Here is a 21,721-nt window from a genome sequence, read left to right on the forward strand (position 1 = left end):
TCACGTGATCACAGATCGCGGACACATGCGCTCAGGGCTGGGTGATGAGGTGGCGGGCGATGTCCTTGGCGTTGCCGATCGCGCCGGGGACGACGCCGAACGACGCGGTGACCGTGGCACCTTCGAGCAGCACCAGCAGCGACGTCGCGATCCGGCGCGGGTTGCGCAGCCCGGCGGCCCGCGCGAGGGTGCGCAGGTAGTCGAGCATCCACTGCTTCTGCTCGCGGATCACCTCGCGCCCGGGGTGCCCGGCGTCGGTCAGCTCCGCCTGGGCGTTGACGAACGCGCAGCCCCGCGGGTTCTCGGTGTTGATCCACTCCTCGAGCGCGTCGAACACCAGCAGCAGCCGCCGTGCGGGCGCCACCCGGCTGCCCCGCTCCACGTAGCTCACCACGTGGTCGCGCCACCGCTCGTCCCGCCGCGCCAGGTAGTGCCCGACCAGCGTGTCCTTCGACCCGAACCGGTCGTACAGCGTCTTCTTGGTGACCCCGGCCTCGCTGGCGATGGTGTCCACACCCACGGCGTGGATGCCGTTCTCGTAGAACAGCCGCCCGGCGACCTCGAGCACCCGCTCGGCGGCCGGGGTCATGGTGAGCTCGTCCAATCCGACCCTCCTTCGGCCAACGCCCCGGGGAAAGCCTAGCCCGCCACCCCACGAGGGCTCCGACCAGCACCGGCAACCACTTGACAGTATACCGACCTGTCTAGTCTAGTAAATATACCGGTCCGTTTACCGAGGAGACCAGGAAGGGAGTGACATGCGCGGCAACACCATGGCGGGCGCGGGATTCGTGCTGATGTGGAGCTCCGGGTTCGTCGGCGCGACCCTCGGCACCGCCACCGCACCCGCGGCCACCCTGCTCATGTGGCGCTTCCTGGCCGCCACGCTGCTGATCGGCGGGTGGTGGTGGCTCACCCGGCGTCACCGGCTCACCGCCCGGCAGATCGGCGCGCACGCCGGCATCGGCCTGCTCGCCCAGGGCGGCTTCCTGGTCGGCGTGGTCTACTCCGCGGAGCTGGGCGTGCCGGCCGGCATCGCCGCGCTGGTGGCGGCGCTGCAACCGATCGTCGCCGCGGCACTGGGCGGGCCCCTGCTCGGAGAACGCTCCACCTCGGTCCAGTGGATCGGCCTGGTCGTCGGGCTGGCCGGGGTGGCACTGGTCGTCGGCGGCGACCTCACCGGCGGCACCGCCCCACCGCTGGCCTACGCGCTGCCGTTCGGCGCGATGCTCTCCCTGGTCGTCGCCACGTTCGCCGAGCGGAGGACGCGCGCCGAGCTGCCCCTCGGCGACTCGCTGATGGTCCAGTGCGCCACCAGCGCCGTGCTGTTCACCGCGATCGCGCTGGCCACCGGCACCGTCGCGCCCCCGGTGAACGGCACGTTCTGGTTCGCCGTCGCGTGGGTGGTGGTGTTGTCCACGTTCGGCGGTTACGGCTGCTACTGGCTGGTGGCGCAGCGGTCGGGCGTCACCCGGGTGTCCACCCTGCTCTACCTCACCCCGCCCACCACGATGCTGCTGGCCTGGCTGATGTTCGGCCAGGGGCTGACCATGTTCGGCCTGCTCGGGCTGGTCGTGTGCCTCGGCGCGGTGCTGCTCGTGCTCAGGCGACCCCGAAGCGTTCCCCGGCGAGTGTCGGCGCCCCGGGAGATGATGGCGGCATGCTCCTCGCCGACGTCGTCGCCGCGTCCGCCGACCTCACCGCGACCCGGTCGCGCAAGGCCAAGGTCGCCGTCCTCGCCGAGCTGCTGAGGGCGGCCTCGCCGGACGAGCTGGCCCCGGCGGTCGCGTTCCTCACCGGCGCGCCCACCCAGGGCCGGATCGGCGCCGGCTGGCGCACGCTCGTCTCACTGGACGTTCCCCCGGCGCCGCGACCCGAGCTGCACGTCCGCGAGGTCGACGCCGCGCTCGGCGAGGTCGCCGCGGCCAGCGGCACGGGATCGGCGAAACGCCGCACGGAGACGCTCACCACGCTGTTCGGCCGCGCCACCGCCGACGAGCAGCACTTCCTCGTCCGGCTGCTCACCGGCGAGCTTCGGCAGGGCGCGCTGGAAGGGGTGATGCTCGACGGGATCGCCGCGGCCGCCGGCGTGCCGGCCGAGGCCGTTCGCCGGGCGTTCATGCTGTCCGGCCGGCTGCCGGCCACCGCCCGCGCGGCGATGTCCGGCGGCAGCGCCGCGCTGGCCGAGTTCCGGCTCCAGCTCGGCCGGCCGGTCCGGCCCATGCTCGCCTCCCCCGCCGAGTCGCTGGCCGACGCGCTCGCCGAGCACGGCGCGGTGGCGGTCGAGTACAAGATGGACGGTGCCAGGATCCAGGTGCACCGTGACGGCGACGAGGTGCACGTCTACACCAGGACGCTGCGCGAGGTCACCGAGCACGTCACCGAGCTGGTGGAGCTGGTCCGGGCGCTGCCGTGCTGCTCGGTGGTGCTCGACGGTGAGACGCTCGCGCTCACCGACGACGGCCGGCCCCGCCCGTTCCAGGAGACGATGTCGCGGTTCGGCAGCACCCGGGAGGAGCAGGTGCGGGCGCTGCTGCTGCGGCCGTACTTCTTCGACTGCCTGCACCTCGACGGCGCCGACCTGCTCGACGCGCCGCTGCGGGAGCGCAACGCCGCGCTGCGGCGGGTGGCCGGCGAGCACCTGATCCCCGGCGAGGTCGAGCCGGCCGACCCCGAGGCCCTGCTCGCCGGCGCGCTGGACGCCGGGCACGAGGGGGTGATGGTGAAGGCGCTGGACTCGGTGTACTCGGCGGGCCGGCGGGGCCGGGCGTGGCTGAAGGTCAAGCCGGTGCACACGCTGGACCTGGTGGTGCTGGCCGCCGAGTGGGGGCACGGCCGGCGCCGCGGCTACCTGTCGAACCTGCACCTCGGCGCGCGTGACCCGGACGGCGGCCCGCCGATCATGGTCGGCAAGACGTTCAAGGGACTCACCGACGAGCTGCTGACCTGGCAGACCGAGCGCTTCCCGGAGCTGGCCACCCGCCGCGACGACGGGGCGGTGTACCTGCGGCCGGAGCTGGTGGTGGAGATCGAGCTGGACGGCGTGCAGACCAGCACCCGCTACCCGGGCGGGGTCGCGCTGCGGTTCGCCAGGGTGCTGCGCTACCGGCCGGACAAGGACACGGCCGACGCCGACACCATCGACGCCGTCCACGCCCTCCTCCCCGCTCCCCCGTCCCCACACCACCAAGGCCCCCTTGGTGGCGAGCACCCCGGCGCACGGTGAAGGTGGCCTTCATGGCATGGGTGGTTACCGGGTGGCGACGGTCTTCACCAGGCCGCCGTACTTGGGGAAGTTCACCCCGGCGCCGCAGTAGAACTTCGTGCCGTCCTTGAAGTAGACGGTCACCTTGCCGGCGCACTCGAAGATCTCGAAGCCGCCCCAGGTGCGGGTGCCGGGGCGCAGGCACAGCGCGTCCTTGCCGGGCCGGCGGATGTAGCCGACGTAGTTGGTGTTCTTCCCGCAGTGCTTGGTCACCAGGTCGACCGGCGCGGCGGCGGCCTGTGGCTGCGCGCTCGCGGCGGTCACCGGGAGCACCCCGGCGGCCAGCGCGACGCCGGCGGTGACGACGATCTTGGCGAATGTCCGCATGTCGATATTCCTCCGGTTCGCGCTGGTCAGTAGCACTTGATCGACGAGATCGCGTAGGTGTAGTTGTTCGACAGGTTGGACGTGACGTCGAACGCGATCTTGTAGCCGATCGGCGGCTCACCGAAGACCGACGTGCTGACCTTCTTGTCCTTGCCGGGCGCGACGACGCCCTTCCACAGCGTCTTCTTCCACTTCACGTCGCGGATGGACAGCGCCAGCCCGCGGTAGTCGTGGTTGTGCACCTTGATCGTGATCTTCTGGTCGGCGAGCGTGCTCACCGTGGTGGTCTTGCCCCCCATGAGCGGCCCGCCGGCGCACACCTTCTGCGCGGCGGACGCCTGCGGCGCGAGCGCCAGCGGCAGCGCCACGGCCAGCGCCAGCACCGAGCCGGCACGGGTGGTCAGTCGTCGAGATCCCATTCGGTTCTCCCCTTCTCGGACGTGTCGGAATCGACCCTGGCGACGCTAGGGAGTCCGATCCGGATCGGGAAGACGATCAACGGCCGGGGACTTGTCCATGCCCGATAGCCAAAGTTTCCGCAGGTCAGCGCTTTGGCCATCGGCTCGGCCAGCACCGGGCCGGTGCTCCGGGGCGGGCGACGGGGGTGGACGACGGGGTGGGTGACGGGGGTGGGTGACGGGTCAGTCGACGACCTCGACCAGGTAGTAGACGCCGCGGTTGCCGGGCAGCAGCAGGCGGTCCTTGGCGTCGACCATCTTCCAGTAGACCTGGCAGTACCCTGGCTCGTCGGGCGCGCGCACCTCGACCGAGATCGCCACGGTCTCGCCCGGCCGGGTGGGCGGGATCGGCACCCGCTCGGCGGAGACGCAGCCGCCGGGGCCGCCGTAGGAGCGCAGGTAGCGGTCGACCCACGGCACGGTGCCGGCGTTGCGCAGCTCCCAGGTCTTCACGAAGTGGGCGCCGGTGGGCACCTCGGTGCCGTCGGGGATGGTGACGTCGCGGACGAACGCCGACGCGTCGCCCGGAACGGCCGGCCCGGCTGGACCGTCCGGGCGCTTCGATTCGGGAAGCGCCGCCGCCGGCTCGCCGGTGCCGGCGAGGTCCAGGTAGCGCAGGGCGACCAGGGCGCCGACGGTCAGCACGCACACCGCGACCACCGCCGCGGCGAGCCACCGCCGCCGCACGGACGGCCCGCCCCCGGAACCGCGAGATCCACCTTCGGGACCGCGAGATCCACCTTCGGGACCGCGAGATCCACCTTCAGGACCGCGAGTTTCGCGTTCGGGACCGCGAGTGGCGTGTTCGGGCTGCGGGGTGGGTTCGGGGAGGGCGGTGTCGGTGGCCGGGGGTGCGGGTTCGGTGGCGGGGGGCTGCTCGATGAGGTCGCGGGCGCGTTCCCAACGGGCCCGCCACTCCCGACGCACCGCGTCGGCGTCCCCGCCGAGCAGGCCGACCGCGAGCACCCGGACGAACTCCCACGTCGTGTCCCACGACGGCAGGTACCGCCCGCGCGCCGCCGCGGACAGCGCGGACTTCGAGGCCAGCGCGCCCAGCTCGGCACGCATCCGGTCGTAGGAGGGGTCGCCGGCGGACTGCTTGAGCTCCCAGAGCTGGTGGGCGAACTCGGCGGCCGGACCCGCGCTCGGATCCGGGCACGCCGCGACGCGCCCCCGCCGCCCTCGACCGGAGGCGGGGCCGGGATCCTCGGTGGATTCAGTGCCGGTCAGGACACCCGCTCCAGGAACGCCCGCCAGCTCGCCGCCGGCAGGACCAGCGCCCCGCCCCGCGGGTTCTTCGAGTCCCGCACACCGACCGCCGGCCCGCTGAACGCCACCTCCACGCAGTCCGGCTGGTCCGTGCTGTGGCTGCTCTTGCGCCACGCCGCCCTGGTGAACGCCACCTCCACGCACTCTGAGGTAGTCGTACTGTGGCTACTCTTGCGCCAACTAGCACTGCACAGGTCCACGGTCGGCATGGGCGCTCCTCACATGTCGATCACCCGGCCTCGTCCAGGAGGGTGACAATCAGCTCCCGCGTTGCATCGGGGGCAAGGGCCATCGACAGGATATTGCTCAAGGCGAGCTTGTACGACCCGACGTCTTCCGGCTCCTCCAGGTAGAGGTGAGTGCCCTGGGCTTCCAGGTAGACGAGTGGCGGCGCCTCCTGGAACTCCATCAGGACGAAAGATCCTCGCAGGCCCGCATGTGCGCCGGCTGACTGCGGCACCACTCGCAGCAAGACGTTCGGCCGATCCGACATGTCAAGTAGGTGGCGAAGTTGCTGAACCATCACCTGCCGGTCGCCGACCGGTCGGCGCAGCACGCTCTCATCGAGGACCGCAACGTAGGACGGCCCGAATGGCTTGGTCAGGAGCCACTGTCGAGCCATTCGAGCTCCTACACGGGCTTCTACCTCTGTCTCCGAGAGGGTGGGATCCATCTGAGTAATCACTTCTCGGCTGTATTCCGCTGTCTGGAGCAACCCAGGCACGACCAGCGGTTGGAAAGTTTGAATTCGACTGGTCCTGGTTTCAAAGTCCATCAGGCTGGCCCACGGCTCTGGAACGCCCTGGAGCCGTTCCCACCAGTTCTTCTCCTGGCTCTTGCGGACGAGGTCCAGTAGACGCTCCCGCTCCGCGGCTTCCACCTTGTACAGGCCCAGCAGCGTGGCCACCTCGTCCACGAACAAGGTGGCGCAGCCGGTCTCCATGCGGCTGATCTTGCTGATCGAGACACCGAGGAGGTCGGCGGCATCGTTGAGGGTCATGCCGGTGCCCTCGCGAATGTCCCTCAACCTCCCGGCGACGTGGCGGCAGCGAATGGTGACGTGTTTGGGATTGCTCATACTGGAATCATCGACCATCGCCGGCTCGGCCGTTATACCCACAATGGGATGAGGGTTTGCGCGTCGCACAAGAACGGCATAATCGCGGAGAGAAATCTCCGGAGCAATCCTGCGCGGACTGCTCAGCCGCGCACTCGGCGAAAGGCGTTCACCGGGTCGTTGATCCCGGCCACCACGAGCGCCCGCAGCGCGCTGCGCCGGCGGTCGACCGGCTTGCCGGCGGCCACCCGGTGCATCTGCTGGGTGTGCCACTGGATCTCCAGCAGGCTGTCGGCGAGCCGGATGCCGGTGCGCGGGCACAGCCGCTCGGCGCGGACGTCCTCGCCGCGGAGCAGCCGGGCGGGCAGGTCCGGGGTGACGGTGAACGGTCGGCCGAGGCCGATCACGTCGACGGCGCCGGAGCGCAGCGCCTCGGCCATGCCCTCGGCGGTGGCGAACCCACCGGTGACCATGAGCGCGACGTCGCTGACCTGGCGGGCCTTGCGGGCGTAGTCGAGGAAGTAGGCCTCGCGGCTGGCGGTGCTGGCGCGGGTTCTGGTCACGCCCATCATCGCCGCCTTCTCGTAGGTGCCGCCGGACACTTCCAGCAGGTCGACGCCGGCGGCGCCCAGCTCGCGCACCACGTCGAGGGACTCCTCCTCGGTGAAGCCGCCGCGCTGGAAGTCGGCGCTGTTGAGCTTCACCGACAGCGGCACGGCGTCGCCGATCTCGGCGCGCACCCGGCCGACGACCTCCAGCAGGAACCGGCGACGGCGCACGGGGTCGCCGCCCCAGGCGTCGGTGCGCCGGTTGGTGTGCGGGGAGAGGAACTGGGAGATCAGGTAGCCGTGCGCGCCGTGCAGTTGGACGCCGGCGAACCCGGCGGCGACGAGCGTGCGCGCGGCGACGGCGAAGCGGTCGATGATGGCCTCGATCTCGGCGCCGGTGAGGGCGCGCGGCGCGGCGAACACCGAGCGGATGCCGCGGTTGTCGAACGGCACGGCCGAGGGTGCGACCGGCTGGCGGGAGAGGAAGCGCGGGCTCTGCCGGCCGGGGTGGTTGAGTTGGGCCCAGAGCTGGGCGTCGGTGCCGGCGACGGACCGCGCCCAGTCGCGGAAGGTCGCCGGGTCGGGGTCGGCCGGGACGGCGACGTTGCGTGGTTCGCCGAGAGCGGTGGGGTCGACCATGACGTTGCCGGTGACCAGCAGGCCGGCGCCGCCGCGGGCCCAGGTGCGGTAGAGCTCGACGAGCTCGCGGGACGGGCGGTTGCGGCGGTCGCCGAGCTGCTCGCTCAGCGCGGCCTTGGCCAGGCGGTGCGGCAGCGCCGCTCCGCACGCCAGCTTCAGCGGCTCGCCCAGCACGTCCGCGACACCCATCGCCACCTCCGCGAGAACCGACTCGGCAGTAACTTACTTCAGAGTAGGATACCGACGGTATTTTTGAAACCCTCGGTTTGAGAGAGCTCGACGGCGGATGCCGGCACGGGAGCCACGGCAGGGCCGGCCCGAGGTCGGGCACGCGCGGCGCGGCCGGCACCGCACCGCCGGACCGCCCATGGCGGAGCCGCGACGCTGGCAGGAAGCGGACATTCCGTGTCAGGTATCCGGTGGGCGGTCACACTGGCTGCTCGGCGCCTTTCCATCAGGTGCCTGGTCCGTGGGAGTTCGAGCAGAGGGAGCGAGTGATGGGGCCGTCGAGGCCGCGGGACAGAACCTGTCCACCCGGTGGTCCGCCGAGGGCGACGGGGTGTGGATCCGGTACGATCTCGGCTCGTCCCGGACCGTCGGCTCGGTGTCGATCGCGTGGCACAAGGGCGACACCAGGACGGCGACGTTCGACGTGCAGTTGTCCGACGACGGTTCGTCGTGGTCGACGGTCGCCGCGCGGAGGACCAGCGGCGGGAGCACCACCCGGCTGGAGAACCACGACTTCGCCGACCGCTCCGGGCGGTACCTGCGGATCGTCAACCACGGCAACACGTCGAACGAGTGGACCAGCATCACCGAGACGACCGTCCACGGCGCCGACGGCGGGGGCGACACCTGTCACTATCCGGCCGACGTGCTGAACCTGACGAACTGGTACGTCGGGCTGCCCATCGGGGAGAACGAACGCCCCAAGAACGTCGAGCAACCGGAGCTGGCCACCTACTCGATCGACCCGTGGTTCGTCGCCACCCCGTCATGCGACGCGGTGCGGTTCCGCGCCGCCGTCAACGGGGTGACCACGAGCGGTTCCAGCTATCCACGCTCGGAGCTGCGTGAGATGACGAACTCGGGGACGAAGAAGGCCAGTTGGTCCTCGACCTCGGGAACGCACACCATGGTGATCGAACAAGCCATCACCGCCCTGCCCAAGGACAAGCCTCATGTCGTCGCCGGGCAGATCCACGACGCCGACGACGATGTCTCCGTGTTTCGGCTGGAAGGCAGCAAGCTCTACGTCACCAACGGCGACACGTCCCACCACAAGCTGGTGACGGACAACTACGTGCTGGGCACGAAGTTCCGGGCGAAGTTCGTGGTCAGTGGCGGCAAGGTCAGGGCGTACTACAACGGCGCGCCGCAGACCACGATCTCGACGAGCTTCACCGGCGGCTACTTCAAGGCGGGCGCCTACACGCAGGCCAACTGCGGCAGGTCGTCGCCGTGCTCCGACGGCAACTACGGTGAGGTGCGGACCTACGACCTGAGCGTCACGCACGACGGCCAGGCGGCCGGCGCGGCGACCGCCTCCGCGACGGCGTAGCTGTCCTCGTAGACGTGGTAGCGCGTGACCAGGCCGTCCCGGACCGTCGTGACCAGGCCGTCCCGGACCGTGAGGTGCACGGCGAACGGGATGGTGAACGCCCGCCCGTTCGACCGGACGGTCTGGCTGACCCGCCCGGTGACCACCGCGTGTTCACCGTCCACCAGGAAGTGCCCCGGCTCGACCGACCGCTCCTCCGGTACCAGGTAGGTCGCCATCTCGCGGAAGAACTCGGCCACCTCGGCGCGCGTCCGGCGGGGCCGCAGCCACGACACGGCGGGCGAGCCGGCGGCCAGCCAGTCGACCGTGGGGGCGAACAGCTCGGCGATGTGCTCGGGCGTGCCGCCGTCCATCCGGGCCAGCAGCTCCTCGGCGACGTCTCGGGTGGTCATGGTGTCCCTCCGGCTCGGTGCGGGTCGGCCTGGTGTGGCTTTCGTGCCGCCCACACTGCCGAACTCACCGCGGCACCGCGATTACCCGCGAGGTCATGCCGACACCCCGCGCCACTCGAACCCCCGCAACGACAGGCCAGCGCGCCACTCACCACACAGGACAGAGCAGGCGGGTTCCGCGACACCGAGGAAGTAGAATCACACCAGGTGACTTGACATTCGCGGCCCCCACCCCGAGTGATCCCCCGCCCACTCCAGGGGGCCGGCCCCGCTTCCAGTTTACCGGGGCAGCGGCCGCGTGGAGGGCGTCGCGGAAATCTGTGGATCACCAACGGGTGATGTGGACAACTGCCCCGGCCGCACCCGTACTGGCTCGGTCGCGTAGTCAGCTGTCGCGGATCGTCACGGCCGCGGCGCCGCGGAGGAGAAGCCTGGCCAAGCCCGCGGATGGCTCCAACGCGGTGTCGCGGGAACCCTCGATGGCCTACTGGTTGTCGATGTGCGGGATGTAGCCGGTGGTGGTGATGCCGCGGGCGAGGTCCCGGATCTTGGTGTTGTGGTGTTGGGAGATCCGGCGGAGCAGATCGAACGCGGCGTGCTCGTCGATCTTGTAACGTTCCATCATGATGCCGAGGGCCTCGCCGATATCGGTGCGGGTGGCCAGCGCGTCGTGCAGATTGGCGTCGGTGCGGGCACTGGACAGTGCGACCGCGGCGTGTGCGGCCAGTATCCAGCCGGGTCGTTCGGACCGGTCGGTGAACGCGTTCGGGCGGGACGAGTACATGTTCAGGGCGCCGAGGTTGTCGGTGCCGTTGGTGAACAGCAGGAAGCCCATCATGCTGCCAATGCCGAGTGCGTGGGCTCTGGGGGCGTACCGTGGCCACCGCTGTTCGGAGGAGGTCATGTCGCCGATCCGGTAGAGCTCGTGCCTGTTCACCGTGGCGTCGAAACAGGGGCCTTCGTGGAGTTCGACCTGGGCGCGATCGGAGGCGTGGACCACGTTGTCGGTGGCCGCGAGCGTCGACCAGTCCTTCTTGCGCACGACCAGGATCCCGGCGAACTCACAGCCCTCGACCAAACCGACCGCGTGAGTCACGATGCGGTCGAGGGTCTTCTGCACCGAGTCCTGTGCGAGCAGGTCTCGGGCCATCCGCGCCAGCGCGGTCGCCAACTCCTCCCAGTCCACCGACCCCGACACGGCACACCTCCCCGCTCAACACCACGGTCAGATCAACCACCTTGCCACAGCCCCGATGTGGAGGCTGGCGTGGTGGTTCAAGTGTCCGAGGGCGGGCACACTGTATCCAGGTTGGCTTCGTGCTCGGCACGTAGCCGGCTCAGATTCCGCCGGTTGAGCAGCCAGCCGGCGGGATCGCCCGGTCTACGGCATGTGCTGGCAGGTCTCGTTCCCTGGCCGGGTATCCCTTGTCCCGAGATGGTTGGCGCCGTGGTGAGCCGGTGCTCCTACGCGTGGCGACGTACTGAGCTTCCCCCTGTTGTTCGGGCACCTCAATCCGCGGCGGCCGACGACCGCGCACGGCCCAAGATCGTCGAAACCGTCCACCGCGGAGCACCACGAGCCAAGATCATTTCGCCAAACCTTGCCTTAAGCATCCCCCACCCGCTCCGGGGGCCGGCCCCGCTTCCAGTCTATCGATGACAGGGGCTCCGGAAGGGGGGCGCGGAAATCTGTGGATCACCAACGGGTGATGTGGACAACTGCCCCGGTCGCACGTGGCGCGAGCAGAGCACCAGGTGTGCTCGGTGTAAACTGGCGTCCCGTGCGCTTTCTCGACGGCCGCAGCCCGGCCCACGACCTGACCTACGACGACGTGTTCCTCCTGCCGAACCGTTCGGCGGTGGAGTCGCGATTCGACGTCGACCTCTCCACCGCGGACGGCACCGGCGCGACCATCCCGATCGTCGTGGCCAACATGACCGCCGTCGCCGGCCGCCGGATGGCCGAGACCGTCGCCCGGCGCGGCGGGCTGGTGGTCCTCCCCCAGGACGTCGATCCCGCCGCGGTCGCCGACATCACCTCGTGGGTCAAGCAACGCCACCCCGTCTGGGACACCCCGCTCGTGCTCACCCCCGGTGACGCGGTGGCCGACGCGCTCAACCTCATCGGCAAGCGCGCGCACGGCGCGGTCGTCGTGATCGACGCCACCGGCCGCCCGGTCGGCGTGGTCGACGAGGCCGCCTGCTCCGGCGTCGACCGGTTCGCCCGGCTCGGCGAGATCGTCGACACCTCGGTGCTCACCTTCGACCTCGACACCTCGCCGCGCGACGTGTTCGACAAGCTGCACGCCCACGGCGGCCGGCTCGCCCTCGGCGTCGACGCCGAGGGCCGGCTGGCCGGGGTGCTCACCCAGGTCGGCGCGCTGCGCGCCGGTGTCTACACGCCGGCCCTGGACGGCGACGGCCGGCTGCGGATCGCCGCCGCGGTCGGGGTCAACGGCGACGTCGCCGCGAAGGCCGAGGCGCTGCTGCGCGGCGGCGTCGACGTCCTCGTCGTGGACACCGCGCACGGTCACCAGGAGAAGATGATCTCCGCGCTGCGCGCGGTCCGCGCGCTCAACCCGGCCGTGCCCGTGGTGGCCGGCAACGTCGTCACCGCCGAGGGCACCCGCGACCTGATCGAGGCCGGCGCGGACGTGGTCAAGGTCGGCGTCGGCCCTGGCGCGATGTGCACCACCCGGATGATGACCGGCGTCGGCCGCCCGCAGTTCTCCGCCGTGCTGGACTGCGCGCGAGCCGCCCGCGAGCTCGGCAAGCACGTGTGGGCCGACGGCGGCATCCGGCACCCGCGCGACGTGGCGCTGGCGCTGGCCGCCGGCGCGTCGGCGGCGATGGTGGGCTCGTGGTTCGCCGGCACCCACGAGTCGCCCGGCGACCTGCGCTACGACGAGCAGGGCCGGCCGTACAAGGAGTCCTTCGGGATGGCGTCGAAGCGGGCGGTCACCGCGCGCACCCGCACCGACAACAGCTTCGACCGAGCGCGGAAGGCGCTGTTCGAGGAGGGCATCTCGTCGTCGCGGATGGCGCTCGACCCCGCCCGGCCCGGCGTGGAGGACCTGCTCGACTCGATCTGCTCCGGGGTGCGCTCGGCGTGCACCTACGCGGGCGCGCGGACGCTGGAGGAGTTCCACGAGCGCGCGGTGGTCGGCGTGCAGTCGGCCGCCGGGTTCGCCGAGGGGCGACCGCTGCCCGCGGGCTGGTGATCACGAATTCGGCTTGCCGGCGCGGCTAGCCTGGGGACGTGGATGACGCCGTCGTCGTGACCGACCTGGTCAAGCGCTACCGCCGGGGCGGCCCGAACGCGGTCGACGGGCTGAGCTTCTCCGTCAAACGGGGTGAGGTGTTCGGCCTGCTCGGGCCGAACGGCGCGGGCAAGACCACCACCGTGGGGGTGCTGACCACGCGGGTGCTGCCGACCAGCGGCAGTGCCGTCGTGCACGGTGTCGACGTGGTGGCCCACCCGAGCCCGGCCCGGCAGCTGCTGGCCGTGGTGCCGCAGCGCAACAACCTCGACCGCTCGCTCACCATCCGGCAGAACCTGATCTTCCACGCGATCTACCACGGCGTGGGCAGGGCCGAGCGCAACCGGCGGGCCGACGAGATCCTCGAGAAGATGGGCCTTGCCGACAAGGCGAAGGAGCGGGTGGACTTCGTCTCGGGGGGACAGTCGCAGCGGGTGATGATCGCCAGGGCGCTGATGCACCGGCCGAAGGTGCTGTTCCTGGACGAGCCCTCCACCGGGCTCGACCCGCAGGCCCGGCTGTTCGTGCACGAGCGGGTCGCCGAGCTGCGCGCCGAGGGGATGACCGTGGTGCTCACCACGCACGACATGGACGAGGCGGCGAAGCTGTCCGACCGGGTGGGAATCGTCGACCACGGCACGTTGCTCGCGCTGGACTCGCCGGCGGCGCTCACCCGTTCGCTGCCCGGCAGCACCACGCTGAGCGTCACCATCCACCTAAACGGGCACGGCCCGGACGCCGTCGCCAGTGCACTGTCCGGTGTGGACGGTGTTCAGCGGGTCGAGCACGTCGACGGCGCGGCCGGCGGGGACGCCCGGTTCCGGCTGTACACCGCGGCCGAGCCGGCGGCGGTGCTGCCGCACGTGCTGACCTCGGCGTCGGCGGTGGGCTGCGGGGTGAGCGACCTGTCCATCGGCACCCCGAGCCTGGAGGACGTGTTCATCCACCTGACCGGGCGGGAGTTGCGATGACCCAGGCGACCGACCAGCCGGCGGGGAGCGCCGGGACCGCGGTGCGGACGTTCGGTGCCGTGCTCTGGCGCGACGTGTTCGTCACCGGCCGCGAGCTCGGCCCGTTCGTCGCGCAGGTGGTGATCCAGCCGTTCTTCATGCTGTTCATCTTCGGCACGGTGCTCACCAGCATCGGCTTCGTGCGGGACGAGTACGTGCACATCCTGCTGCCCGGGATCGTGGCGCTGAACGGGTTCATGGTGGCGCTGCAGAACACCACCATGCCGCTCGTGCTCGACTTCTCCTGGACTCGGGAGATCGAGGACCGGCTGCTGGCGCCGATCCCGATCCCGCTGGTGGCGGTGGAGAAGATGGTGTTCGGCGCGCTGCGCGGCATCGTCGCGGCGCTGCTCATGATCCCGGTCGGGTTCCTGCTGCTGGAGGGCGTGCACTGGCCGGCCTCGGCGTGGCCCGGCGTGCTTGGGCTGATCGCGCTCGGGTCGCTGGCCGGCGCCGCGATCGGGATGATGATCGGCACGCTGGTGGAGGCCCGGCGGATCAACATCATGTTCGCGGTGGTCCTGGTGCCGCTGATGTTCACCGGCTCCACCCAGTTCCCCTGGCACGGGCTGGACCACCTGCGCTGGTTCCAGGTGGTGTGCGCGATCAACCCGCTCACCTACGCCAGCGAGGGCATGCGCCACCTGCTGCTCGGCGGCGAGCTCGAGTCGATCCCGCTGTGGGTGGACATCCCGGTGCTGGTCGGCGCGTGCGTGGTGTTCGGCGCGATCGGCATCAAGGGCTTCCTGCGCCGCGCCCTGGACTGATCGGCCGCGGGGCGAGCGGCGCCCGCCCCGCGGCGTCCGGGTCAGTGGTCCTCGAGCATCTCGGTGACCAGAGCCGCGATCGGTGAGCGCTCGGAGCGAGTGAGCGTCACGTGCGCGAACAGTGGGTGTCCCTTGAGCTTCTCGATCACCGCGGACACCCCGTCGTGCCGGCCGACCCGCAGGTTGTCCCGCTGCCCGACGTCGTGGGTGAGCACCACCCTGGACGCCGCGCCCAGCCGGGACAGCACGGTGAGCAGCACGTTGCGCTCCAGCGACTGCGCCTCGTCGACGATCACGAACGAGTCGTGCAGCGACCGGCCGCGGATGTGGGTCAGCGGCAGCACCTCGAGCATGCCGCGGTCGAGCACCTCGTCGAGCACGTTCTGACTGACCAGCGCGCCGAGGGTGTCGAAGACCGCCTGCGCCCACGGCTGCATCTTCTCGCTCTCCGAGCCGGGCAGGTAGCCGAGGTCCTGGCCGCCGACCGCGTACACCGGCCGGAACACCACGACCTTGCGGTGCGAGTTGCGCTCCAGCACCGCCTCCAGGCCGGCGCACAGCGCGAGCGCGGACTTGCCGGTGCCGGCCCTCCCGCCCATCGAGACGATGCCGACGTCGGGGTCGAGCAGCAGGTCGAGCGCCACCCGCTGCTCGGCGGAGCGGCCGTGCAGCCCGAACGCCTCGCGGTCGCCGCGGACCAGCCGAATCCGTTTGTCCTGGGTGACCCGGCCCAGCGCGCTGGACGTGCCGGCGAGCAGCCGCAGCCCGGTGTGGCAGGGCAGCTCGGCGACCTCGGGGACGCCGAAGTCGGCAGGGTCGATCGGGCCGTCGTGGAACAGCGCGTCGACGGCCTCCTGCGGCACGTCCACGTCGGCCATGCCGGTCCAGCCGGACGGGGTGACCTCGTGCGCGCGGTACTCGTCGGCGTCCAGGCCCACCGCGCCGGCCTTGACCCGCAGCGGCACGTCCTTGGTGACCAGGGTGACCGCCCTGCGCTCGACGGCGAGGTTGAGCGCGCAGGCGAGGATGCGGTGGTCGTTGGAGTCGGTGCGGAAGCCGGGTGGCAGCACGGTGGGGTCGGAGTGGTTGAGCTCCACGTGCAGCGTTCCGCCCTGGTCGCCGATCGGGACCGGCGCGTCGAGGCGGCCGTGCGCGCGCCGCAGGTCGTCGAGCATGCGGAGTGCCTCGCGGGCGAACCAGCCCAGCTCGGGGTGGTGCCGTTTCGCCTCGAGCTCGCTGATCACGACGAGTGGCAGGACCACGGCGTGCTCGGCGAACCGGGTGATCGCCCAGGGGTCGGACAGCAGGACCGAGGTGTCGAGGACGTATGTCCAGGGCCGGTCGGAACCCGTGTCGGCGACTCCGCGCGACCGGCGGGTGGACTTGCGGGACGAACGCTGCGCAGTCACGGCATCTCCCTCGTGGGCGCGGCACCACGCCCACACTCGCTGGGCCGGGCACCACCCTGGCTAATCGCACTCGCCGATCGCTCGGCGTCAACTCGTGCGGTCACGAGGGCCGCGTGCCGGCCCCCTCGCGCGTTTCGCGAACGGCGGTGCCGTTCGTTCCACCACAGCCACGACCAGGGCCTCCCGCGACGGCCCGCATGGGCTCACGGACCATCACTTCGGAAGCTACCTGCGTACCGACGATCTCGCAGGCAGCCACACAGGTGATTCCCCGATTCGTCACCTCTCGGCCACCGGATCGACGCCGCGTTAGGGTCTCGATACTTTTCGTGTCCAACACACCGGCCGATCGGGGTATTGCGCTCCGCCGAAATCCGGCACCACGTCCGGGAACTCGACCACGACCTCCCGTCGCGTCCCGGGGAACGGCCCACCCACCCGGGGGCGGCGCGGGTCCAGCGTATCCGTGGCCGGCCGCCGGAAGGGGTGCGGCGGGACAGGGTGGACGACAGGGTGTCGCGATCGGGCGGCTCACGGCGTTCCCCGCCGGATGCCGCTGCCTACGGTTGGCCGGCGACCTCGTAGCGGACGTACAGGCCGAGGTCGCGCAGCGGGCGGACGGGCCGGGTGAGCGCCGCGAAGACCCGCGCGCCGAGGGGAAGCGCGGTGCCCGCCGCGGACAGCGCGTTCACCACGTCGAGGCAGCGCAGCCGTGGGTGCACCCGTTCCAGCTCGCGGGGGTCGTCGATCCCCCAGCGGAGCAGGGGCGCGCCGAACATGCGGGCCAAACTCCGCCCCACCATCCACACGGCCAGCCGGTTGTGGGTGTCGAACACGATCACCGCGCCGGGGAAGCGGTCGGCGATCCGGCGGAACAGCGCGTGGCCCTCCTCCGGCCGCAGGTACATGGTCAGCCCCTCGGCCACGACCAGCGTCGGCCCGCCGGTCGGGACCCGTTCCAGCCACTCGGAAGCGGTCACCGACGACCCGATCAGCCGGTAGTTCGCCCGCTCCGGGTACAGCTTCGCCCGCACGTCGACCACCTCCGGGAAGTCGACGTCGTACCAGGTGACGCCGGGGCCAGGATCGATCCGCCACACCCGGGTGTCCAGGCCCGCGGCCAGGTGCACGACGGTGGCCCGCTCGTGCGCGGCCAGGAACTCCCGCGTCCAGCCGTCGAAGTGCTTCGCGCGGGCCGCGGCGGAGGCGGCGACCCGCTCCACGCGCCGCAGCCGGGTGACGTCGTAGTCGATCCGCTCGATCGCGTCCGCGGCCATCGTGTCGCCGAGGATGGGCCGGGGGTCGCGGGCGTCGAGCGCCTTGCCGTAGAGCGTCAGCACCGCGGTCTCCATCGCGTCGCCCAGCCGGACCTTGACCTGGTTCATCCGCTCGCTCCTGTCGAACCGTCGGGAAGGATCTCGGTGAGCTCGCCCCACCACTCCTCGTAGAGGTCGGCCAGCTCGGCCGCCGCGGCCTCCAGCGCCGCGGGCGCCGGCTCGGTGGCCGGCTCGAAGGCGCGGCGCAGCGTGGTGGCCAGGGCATCCGCCTTGTCGGCCAGGTCGAGCTCCCCCACCGCGGGCGTGCCCTCCAGGTGGAATGCCCCGACGACCGCGGCGGACAGCCGGTAGGGCAGCGCCGGGTCGGCGGCGGGGTCGTCGGCGAGCAGGCCGTGGTCGTGCAGCACGTCCAGGTAGCGCACGGTGTTCTCGACCTTGCCGGCGGCGAACCGCACGCCGATCTTGCTGGTGCTGGCCAGCTCGCCGAGCAGCTGGTGGTCGCCGGTGTAGAGCGCCCTGGCCAGCGGCCGGCGCATGACGTTCAGGTACGACCGGCGCATCGAGCGGTGCAGCCGGACCTCGGCCGGGTCGGCGCGCAGCGCGGCGAGGTGCTCGATGACCAGGTCGGCGGCCTCGCGGGTGAGGACCGCGGCGAAGAGCTCCTGCTTGCTGGGCCAGTACAGGTAGACCGTGCCCTTGCCGACGCCGGCGCGGCGGGCGACCTCGTCCACCGTCACCTTGCGGTAGCCGAAGCCAACCAGCAGCGACTCGGCCGCGTCGAGAATCCGCGACGCCTTGTCCTGCCCCATGTCCACGCCCAACCGACCGACTGACTGACCGAACTGGTTCTGCAGTCAGTCTAGCCCGCGGAACGGTCAGCCGCCGAACCGGCGGTGCCGGACCGCGTAGTCGCGCAGCGCACGGAGGAAGTCGACGCGGCGGAACGCCGGCCAGTACGCCTCGGTGAACCAGAACTCCGAGTGCACGGACTGCCAGAGCAGGAAGCCGGACAGCCGCTGCTCACCCGAGGTGCGGATGATCAGGTCGGGGTCGGGCTGGCCCGAGGTGTACATGTGCTCGGAGAGGTGGTCGACGTCCAGGATCTTGGCCAACTCGCGAATCGAGGTGCCCTCGTCGGCGTGCTGCAGCAGGAGCTTCCTGACCGCGTCGGCGATCTCCTGCCGGCCGCCGTAGCCGACGGCGACGTTGACCTCCATGCCGTCGCGGTCCTCGGTGCGGCGCGCGGCGGCGGTGAGCCGGGCGGCGGTCTCCTCGGGCAGCAGGTCGAGCGCACCGACGATGCGCAGCCGCCACGGGTTGCCCGGCAGGGCGAGCTCGTCGACGACGTCCGGGATGATCTCGAGCAGGGCGGAGACCTCGTCGGAGGCGCGGCGCAGGTTGTCGGTGGACAGCAGCCACAGGGTGACGATCTCGACGTCGGCCTCGCGGCACCAGCTCAGGAAGTCGGCGATCTTCTTGGCGCCGACGCGGTGGCCGTCGCTGACGTCGGTGAAGCCCGCTTCCCGAGCCCAGCGGCGGTTGCCGTCGAGCATGATGCCGATGTGCCGCGGTTGGCGGCCAGCGGCCTGTTGGATGAGTCGCCACGCGTAGACGCTGTAGACGACGTCGGAGAGGAAGGACCGAAGGCTCACGGCCTGGGAGCGTACGCAGGGGCGTCATGGAGAGCACACGCGCGTTCGATGGCCGGCCAACCTACGGCCCCGTAACGTGGGTCGGGTGAGCGTTGCGACCGAGAAGCGACCGGACCCGGGTCCCGAGTCCCGTCCCCGGTTGCGGGGGCACATCCACTACTGGTCGTTCTTCGGCGCCGTGGCCGCGGCGGCGACCCTGGTCGCGCTGGCGTCGGCCACCGTGTCGGGGACGGCCGCGCTGGCGACGTCGATCTACGGGCTCACCGTGCTCGGGGTGTTCGGGGTGAGCGCGCTGTACCACCGGCGGATCTGGAGCCGGAAGGCGTACCAGTGGATGAAGCGCGCCGACCACTCGATGATCTTCCTGTTCATCGCGGGGACGTACACGCCGTTCACCCTGCTGGCGATGTCGCGGCCCACGGGGTACGTCGTGCTCGGCGTCGTGTGGGGCGGCGCGCTGGCCGGGGTGGCGCTGAAGCTGCTGTGGCCCGGGGCGCCGCGGTGGCTCGGCGTGCCGATCTACATCGCGCTCGGCTGGGTGGCGATCTTCGTGCTGCCCGAGCTGGCCCGGCACGCCGGGGTGGCCGCCCTGGTGCTGCTGCTGGTCGGCGGCGCGTTCTACACCCTCGGGGCCATCCTCTACGCCACGAGGTGGCCCAACTTCTGGCCGGAGACGTTCGGCTACCACGAGTTCTTCCACGCCTGCACCGTGCTCGCCGCGGCGTCCCACTACATCGCCATCTGGCTGGCCCTGTACGCCTAGCGGATTCCACCCGGACGTCTTTGCTCAGGCCGAATGCAGTAGCGGGGCGTCGAGGAACTGCTCCGGGATGGCGAAGGCGTCCACGAGGGTCTCGGCGTGGGGGCGGAGTTCCTGGCACAGGGCGTTGACCGCCGCCACCACGGCCTTCGCGCGGGTCGAGCTCAGGCGGCCGTGCTCCAGGAACCAGGCGCGGTCCGCCTCGATGGTGGACAGCACGTACAGGTCACACAGCCGGTCCAGCAGCGCCGTCGCGTCGGGGTCGTCGCAGCGTTCGATGGCGGCCACGAAAGCCTCCAGCACCACCCGGTCGACGTGCACCCGCCCGGCCCTCAGCACGTGGTCCTGGGCGTTGTTGAACACCGCGAACGCGTCGCCGTCGGCGGCGGGGCGCAGGCGGCGGGCCAACGTGTCCAGCACGTGCGACTCCCGGTCCTCGAACAGCCTCAGCTGCCACCCCCGGTCGAACAGCGCGTCCTCGTCGTCCCGGGTCGAGCCGGCGTCGACCAGCCGCTCGATCACCTGCCGCGCAGCGGTGCGCTCGATCACCGCCCCCACGAACTGCTCCGCGACGAACCGCGCCGTCGCCAGCATCCCGAGGTCCTGGAAATCCTGCTGGTAACTCGTCAACAACCCCTTCGCCACCAGCTGCAACAACACCGTGTTGTCACCCTCGAAGGTGGTGAACACGTCGGTGTCGGCCTTCAACGCCGGCAACAGGTTCTCCGCCAGGTACCCCGCCCCACCGCACGCCTCCCGCGCCGCCTGGATCGTCGCGGTCGCGTGCCACGTCGCCACCGCCTTCAGCCCCGCCGCGCGCGCCTCCAACTCCCGCTGACGGCGCTCGTCGACCTCATCCGCCGACTGGATCTCGTGCAGCGTGCCGACCAGCTCCTCCTGCGCGAAGTGCACCGCGTACGTCGTCGCCAGCGCCGGCAACAGCGTCCGCTGGTGCGCCAGGTAGTCGAGGATCACCACCTCCTCGTCCTCCCCCGGCCGGCGGAACTGCCGCCGTCGCTCCCCGTACCGCACGGCCAGCGCCAGCGCCCGCATCGTCGCGCTGCACGCGCTCCCCGCCACGCTGACCCGACCCCGGATCAACGTGCCGAGCATCGTGAAGAACCGCCGCCCGTCGCTCTCGATCGGGCTGCTGTACGTGCCGTCCTCGGCAACGTCGCCGTACCGGTTCAGCAACGCCTCGCGCGCCACCCGCACCCGGCGGAACGCCAGCGTCCCGTTGTCCACCCCGTCCAACCCGGCCTTGGGCCCGCAGTCACCGATGCTCACCCCCGGCGACGGCCGGCCGTCGGCCTCCCGGATCGGCACCAGGAACGCGTGCACGCCCCGCCCCTCACCGCCGGTGACGAGCTGCGCGAACACCACCGCCATCCGCCCGTCCCGCGCCGCGTTGCCGATGTAGTTCTTGGTCGCCGACGTCTCCGGCGTGTCGATCACGAACTCCAGCGTCGCCGGGTCGTAGGTGGCCGTGGTGCGCAGGTGCTGCACGTCCGAGCCGTGCCCGGTCTCCGTCATCGCGAAGCACCCGAGCAGGTCGAGGTCCATGATCGGGCGCAGGTAGCGCTCGTGGTGCCGCTCGGTGCCGAGCAGCTGCACCGCGCCGCCGAACAGGCCCCACTGCACCCCGGCCTTGACCATCAGCGACAGGTCACCGAAGGCCAGCATCTCGAACGCCATCACTGACCCGCCGACGTCACCCCCACCGCCGTGGGCGGGGTCGAACCCCAGCCGCGGCCAGTCCGTTGTGGCCAGCTCGCGCAACTGGTCGAGCACCAGCGCCCGGTGCTCCTCGACGTCGAGGCCGATCGGCTCGCGGAAGTGCCGGCCGGTCAACTGCTCGCGCACCGCGCGCTTGAGCTCGGCCCAACGGCCGTCGAGCACCGCGGTGAGCGGGGCGGGGTCCACTTTGCCGGGCATCGGGGGCAGGTCCATGACCCCAGCCTGCATCAGCCCCACCACGGTCGCAGCGCTTCGCGGCGCGCGAACACCCTTCCGTGAGCCCTTGCGCGGGCGTAGCGTGAGAAAAGATGTAATTATGTAATCGCTGTAGCG

At 71.2% G+C, this 21,721-nt stretch carries 21 protein-coding genes; 7 read left to right on the top strand and 14 right to left on the bottom strand.

Features of this window, described 5'->3' with window-relative positions; genetic code table 11:
* Positions 1–31: 31 nt before the first annotated feature.
* The gene (locus BM051_RS06685; protein WP_092529637.1) at positions 32–589 is read right to left on the bottom strand and encodes a TetR/AcrR family transcriptional regulator; all 558 of its coding nucleotides are present in this window, start codon (positions 587–589) and stop codon (positions 32–34) included.
* 169 nt (positions 590–758) lie between these two features.
* Here BM051_RS06685 and BM051_RS06690 point away from each other — a divergent pair, with 169 nt between their 5' ends.
* Both BM051_RS06690 and BM051_RS06695 read left to right on the top strand, forming a co-directional pair.
* Positions 759–1,751 carry a DMT family transporter gene (locus tag BM051_RS06690; RefSeq protein WP_092529151.1) on the top strand — a complete coding sequence of 331 codons (993 nt, stop codon included), beginning with the start codon at positions 759–761 and terminating at the stop codon, positions 1,749–1,751.
* Positions 1,661–3,226 carry an ATP-dependent DNA ligase gene (locus tag BM051_RS06695; RefSeq protein ID WP_092529152.1) on the top strand — a complete coding sequence of 522 codons (1,566 nt, stop codon included), beginning with the start codon at positions 1,661–1,663 and terminating at the stop codon, positions 3,224–3,226. Before BM051_RS06690 ends, BM051_RS06695 begins: the two co-directional genes overlap by 91 nt.
* A 24-nt stretch (positions 3,227–3,250) precedes the next feature.
* Here BM051_RS06695 and BM051_RS06700 read toward each other — a convergent pair whose 3' ends face one another.
* From BM051_RS06700 to BM051_RS06725, 6 genes are all read right to left on the bottom strand, one after another.
* Entirely contained in the window at positions 3,251–3,592 is a 342-nt protein-coding gene (locus BM051_RS06700) for a hypothetical protein (protein ID WP_092529153.1), read from the bottom strand.
* Positions 3,593–3,618: 26 nt separating this feature from the next.
* Positions 3,619–4,011: a hypothetical protein gene (locus tag BM051_RS06705; protein ID WP_092529154.1), complete on the bottom strand. Its 393-nt coding sequence runs from the start codon at positions 4,009–4,011 to the stop codon at positions 3,619–3,621.
* Between the two features lie 222 nt (positions 4,012–4,233).
* Complete coding sequence (locus BM051_RS06710) at positions 4,234–5,118, bottom strand: NBR1-Ig-like domain-containing protein (RefSeq protein WP_243859195.1); 885 nt, start codon at positions 5,116–5,118, stop codon at positions 4,234–4,236.
* 158 nt (positions 5,119–5,276) lie between these two features.
* The gene (locus BM051_RS06715) at positions 5,277–5,528 is read right to left on the bottom strand and encodes a DUF397 domain-containing protein (RefSeq protein ID WP_092529155.1); all 252 of its coding nucleotides are present in this window, start codon (positions 5,526–5,528) and stop codon (positions 5,277–5,279) included.
* Positions 5,529–5,548: 20 nt separating this feature from the next.
* Entirely contained in the window at positions 5,549–6,397 is an 849-nt protein-coding gene (locus BM051_RS06720) for a helix-turn-helix domain-containing protein (protein ID WP_243859196.1), read from the bottom strand.
* A 122-nt stretch (positions 6,398–6,519) separates the two neighbouring features.
* Positions 6,520–7,752 (bottom strand): NADH:flavin oxidoreductase/NADH oxidase family protein, encoded by a 1,233-nt coding sequence (locus BM051_RS06725; protein ID WP_092529156.1) that lies wholly within the window; start codon positions 7,750–7,752, stop codon positions 6,520–6,522.
* A gap of 280 nt (positions 7,753–8,032) precedes the next feature.
* Between BM051_RS06725 and BM051_RS06730 the strand changes: the two genes are divergently transcribed.
* Complete coding sequence (locus BM051_RS06730; RefSeq protein WP_243859197.1) at positions 8,033–9,124, top strand: polysaccharide lyase family 7 protein; 1,092 nt, start codon at positions 8,033–8,035, stop codon at positions 9,122–9,124.
* Here the strand turns inward: BM051_RS06730 and BM051_RS06735 are convergent.
* Positions 9,058–9,516 carry a nuclear transport factor 2 family protein gene (locus BM051_RS06735; protein WP_092529157.1) on the bottom strand — a complete coding sequence of 153 codons (459 nt, stop codon included), beginning with the start codon at positions 9,514–9,516 and terminating at the stop codon, positions 9,058–9,060. The two genes, BM051_RS06730 and BM051_RS06735, sit on opposite strands and share 67 nt — an antisense overlap.
* Positions 9,517–10,000: 484 nt before the next feature.
* Positions 10,001–10,714, bottom strand: coding sequence for a GAF and ANTAR domain-containing protein (locus BM051_RS06740; RefSeq protein ID WP_243859198.1), 714 nt, complete (start codon positions 10,712–10,714; stop codon positions 10,001–10,003).
* Positions 10,715–11,297: 583 nt separating this feature from the next.
* On the opposite strand from BM051_RS06740, the gene guaB1 reads away from it, so the two are divergent.
* The 3 genes from guaB1 to BM051_RS06755 are packed head-to-tail and all read left to right on the top strand — an operon-like array spanning position 11,298 to position 14,553.
* Positions 11,298–12,737 carry a GMP reductase gene (gene guaB1, locus BM051_RS06745; protein ID WP_092529158.1) on the top strand — a complete coding sequence of 480 codons (1,440 nt, stop codon included), beginning with the start codon at positions 11,298–11,300 and terminating at the stop codon, positions 12,735–12,737.
* A gap of 38 nt (positions 12,738–12,775) precedes the next feature.
* Positions 12,776–13,747: an ABC transporter ATP-binding protein gene (locus BM051_RS06750; protein WP_092529159.1), complete on the top strand. Its 972-nt coding sequence runs from the start codon at positions 12,776–12,778 to the stop codon at positions 13,745–13,747.
* Positions 13,744–14,553: an ABC transporter permease gene (locus BM051_RS06755; protein WP_092529160.1), complete on the top strand. Its 810-nt coding sequence runs from the start codon at positions 13,744–13,746 to the stop codon at positions 14,551–14,553. Before BM051_RS06750 ends, BM051_RS06755 begins: the two co-directional genes overlap by 4 nt.
* Before the next feature lie 41 nt (positions 14,554–14,594).
* On the opposite strand, the gene phoH2 is transcribed toward BM051_RS06755, so the two are convergent.
* The 4 genes from phoH2 to BM051_RS06775 all read right to left on the bottom strand — a co-directional run bounded on the left by phoH2 (position 14,595) and on the right by BM051_RS06775 (position 18,891).
* Positions 14,595–15,962: an RNA 5'-3' helicase PhoH2 gene (gene phoH2 / locus BM051_RS06760; RefSeq protein WP_092529161.1), complete on the bottom strand. Its 1,368-nt coding sequence runs from the start codon at positions 15,960–15,962 to the stop codon at positions 14,595–14,597.
* Positions 15,963–16,522: 560 nt separating this feature from the next.
* Positions 16,523–17,347 (bottom strand): class I SAM-dependent methyltransferase, encoded by an 825-nt coding sequence (locus BM051_RS06765; RefSeq protein WP_092529162.1) that lies wholly within the window; start codon positions 17,345–17,347, stop codon positions 16,523–16,525.
* Entirely contained in the window at positions 17,344–18,054 is a 711-nt protein-coding gene (locus BM051_RS06770) for a TetR/AcrR family transcriptional regulator (RefSeq protein WP_243859256.1), read from the bottom strand. Before BM051_RS06770 ends, BM051_RS06765 begins: the two co-directional genes overlap by 4 nt.
* A gap of 60 nt (positions 18,055–18,114) precedes the next feature.
* Positions 18,115–18,891: an isoprenyl transferase gene (locus BM051_RS06775; RefSeq protein ID WP_092529164.1), complete on the bottom strand. Its 777-nt coding sequence runs from the start codon at positions 18,889–18,891 to the stop codon at positions 18,115–18,117.
* Between the two features lie 85 nt (positions 18,892–18,976).
* Between BM051_RS06775 and trhA the strand changes: the two genes are divergently transcribed.
* A complete protein-coding gene (gene trhA, locus BM051_RS06780; protein WP_092529165.1) occupies positions 18,977–19,654 on the top strand; it encodes a PAQR family membrane homeostasis protein TrhA in 678 nt (225 codons plus the stop codon).
* A 24-nt stretch (positions 19,655–19,678) separates the two neighbouring features.
* Here trhA and BM051_RS06785 read toward each other — a convergent pair whose 3' ends face one another.
* A complete protein-coding gene (locus tag BM051_RS06785; RefSeq protein WP_092529642.1) occupies positions 19,679–21,601 on the bottom strand; it encodes an acyl-CoA dehydrogenase family protein in 1,923 nt (640 codons plus the stop codon).
* Positions 21,602–21,721: the final 120 nt, after the last annotated feature.

Origin of the sequence: Amycolatopsis arida (assembly GCF_900115565.1) — a bacterium.
In the GTDB taxonomy this organism is placed as follows: Bacteria; Actinomycetota; Actinomycetes; order Mycobacteriales; family Pseudonocardiaceae; genus Yuhushiella; species Yuhushiella arida.